Origin of the sequence: Streptococcus sp. 2741 (genome assembly GCF_013276315.1) — a bacterium.
Classification (GTDB): Bacteria; Bacillota; Bacilli; order Lactobacillales; family Streptococcaceae; genus Streptococcus; species Streptococcus pseudopneumoniae.
The window spans coordinates 1-2,237 of sequence record NZ_VMKU01000158.1; the positions used below are offsets into that span (position 1 = coordinate 1).

The following is a 2,237-nucleotide window of genomic DNA, read 5'->3' on the forward strand; positions in this document are numbered from 1 at the left end:
ATTATCCCCTACTCGATTATGATATAATAGTTCTATGAGATTAGATAAATTTTTAGTTGCCTGTGCGGTGGGAAGTCGGACTGAGGTCAAAAACTTGCTCAAGGCTGGGCGCGTGACTGTAAATGGTAAAAAAGAAAAATCAGCTAAATTGCAGATTGATGAAGAAAGAGATGAGATTCGCTTTGATGGGCAAGTGTTGGAGTATGAGGAGTTTGTCTACTATATGATGAACAAGCCCCAAGGAGTTATCTCAGCGACTGAGGATCCCAAGCACAGAACCGTTCTGGACTTGTTGGATGATATTGCTCGGAGCAAGGAAGTTTTCCCAGTAGGGCGCTTGGATATCGATACGCATGGACTCCTGCTCCTGACCAATGACGGTCAGCTTGCCCATGCTCTTCTTTCACCCAAGCGTCATGTGGATAAGACCTATCTGGCTCAGGTCAAGGGAATTATGACACAAGAAGATGTGGAGATATTTGCCAAGGGTATTCCTCTCAAAGACTTTACTTGTCAACCCGCTAGACTGGAGATTCTTTCCACAGATGCAGAAAAGAATCAGAGCCAAATCCGTGTGACTATTGCAGAAGGAAAGTTTCATCAGGTCAAGCGTATGGTGGGCTACTGTGGCAAGGAAGTGGTGGACTTGCAACGATTGACTATGGGAACTTTAGTATTAGATGAGAACCTGGAACGAGGGGAATGGCGTCGCTTGACCAAGGAAGACTTAGAAATTCTCCTTGCTAGTATTGCTTAATTTGATTTATATTTGAAAAAGGTGAGGAAGAATGTCCTTGCCTTTTATGTTTTTTAGTTGCTTCCTTTGTGAAAAGAGTTATAATAGACTGTAGAATAAAAGGAGGAATCTATGAACGCGATTCAAGAATCATTTACTGATAAACTATTTGCCAACTATGAAGCAAATGTAAAATACCAAGCGATTGAAAATGCTGCTAGCCACAACGGAATTTTTGCAGCTCTGGAACGTCGCCAAAGCCATGTAGACAACACACCTGTTTTCTCATTGGATTTAACCAAGGACAAGGTCACTAACCAGAAATCGTCTGGTCGTTGCTGGATGTTTGCGGCTCTCAACACTTTTCGCCACAAACTCATCTCGCAATACAAATTGGAGAACTTTGAGTTGTCACAAGCCCACACTTTCTTCTGGGACAAGTATGAGAAATCAAACTGGTTCTTGGAGCAAGTCATTGCGACTGCAGACCAAGAATTGACGAGCCGTAAGGTTAGCTTCTTACTCCAAATACCACAACAAGATGGTGGTCAATGGGATATGGTCGTTTCCCTCTTTGAAAAATACGGTGTCGTGCCTAAGTCAGTTTATCCTGAGTCTGTTTCATCTAGTAGCAGCCGTGAGCTAAATGCAATCCTTAACAAATTGCTGCGCCAAGATGCTCAAATCTTGCGTGACTTACTAGCTTCTGGCGCAGACCAAGCGACTGTTCAAGCTAAGAAAGAAGACCTCTTGCAAGAGATCTTTAACTTCCTTGCCATGTCACTAGGACTACCACCACGTAAATTTGACTTTGCTTATCGTGATAAGGATAATAACTACCAAAGCGAAAAAGGTATTACTCCACAGGAATTTTACAAGAAATATGTCAATCTTCCTTTAGAAGACTACGTTTCTGTTATCAATGCTCCAACTGCTGATAAACCATACGGTAAATCTTACACAGTTGAGATGTTGGGAAATGTCGTTGGTAGCCGTGCGGTTCGTTACATCAACGTTCCAATGGAGCGCTTGAAAGAATTGGCGATTGCCCAAATGCAAGCAGGTGAGACTGTTTGGTTTGGTTCTGATGTTGGCCAGCTCAGCAACCGCAAAGCTGGAATCCTTGCGACAGATGTTTATGACTTTGAATCAAGCATGGACATTAAACTTACTCAAGACAAGGCTGGACGTTTGGACTATAGCGAAAGCTTGATGACCCACGCCATGGTCTTGACAGGTGTTGACTTGGACGAAAATGGTAAATCAACCAAGTGGAAGGTTGAAAACTCATGGGGAGACAAGGTCGGTACAGATGGTTACTTTGTTGCCTCAGACGCTTGGATGGACGAATACACATACCAAATCGTTGTTCGTAAGGAATTGCTGACAGCAGAAGAACAAGCTGCCTATGGAGCAGAACCAATCGTACTTGCACCTTGGGATCCAATGGGAGCCTTGGCAGAATAATACTCTTCGAAAATCAAATTCAAACCACGTCAGC

At 43.2% G+C, this 2,237-nt stretch carries 2 protein-coding genes; both read left to right on the forward strand.

The features are described from left to right. Window positions 1–34 precede the first annotated feature (34 nt). Complete coding sequence (locus HT671_RS11145) at window positions 35–757, forward strand: pseudouridine synthase (RefSeq protein ID WP_001234889.1); 723 nt, start codon at window positions 35–37, stop codon at window positions 755–757. 111 nt (window positions 758–868) lie between these two features. Continuing rightward, window positions 869–2,203: an aminopeptidase C gene (pepC, locus tag HT671_RS11150; protein ID WP_138703476.1), complete on the forward strand. Its 1,335-nt coding sequence runs from the start codon at window positions 869–871 to the stop codon at window positions 2,201–2,203. The last annotated feature ends 34 nt before the right edge of the window (window positions 2,204–2,237 follow it).

Excerpts from the sequence above, each read along its gene's own strand:
- HT671_RS11145 (WP_001234889.1), top strand. The coding sequence starts at position 35 with ATGAGATTAGATAAATTTTTAGTTGCCTGTGCGGTGGGAAGTCGGACT.
- pepC (WP_138703476.1), top strand. The coding sequence starts at position 869 with ATGAACGCGATTCAAGAATCATTTACTGATAAACTATTTGCCAACTAT.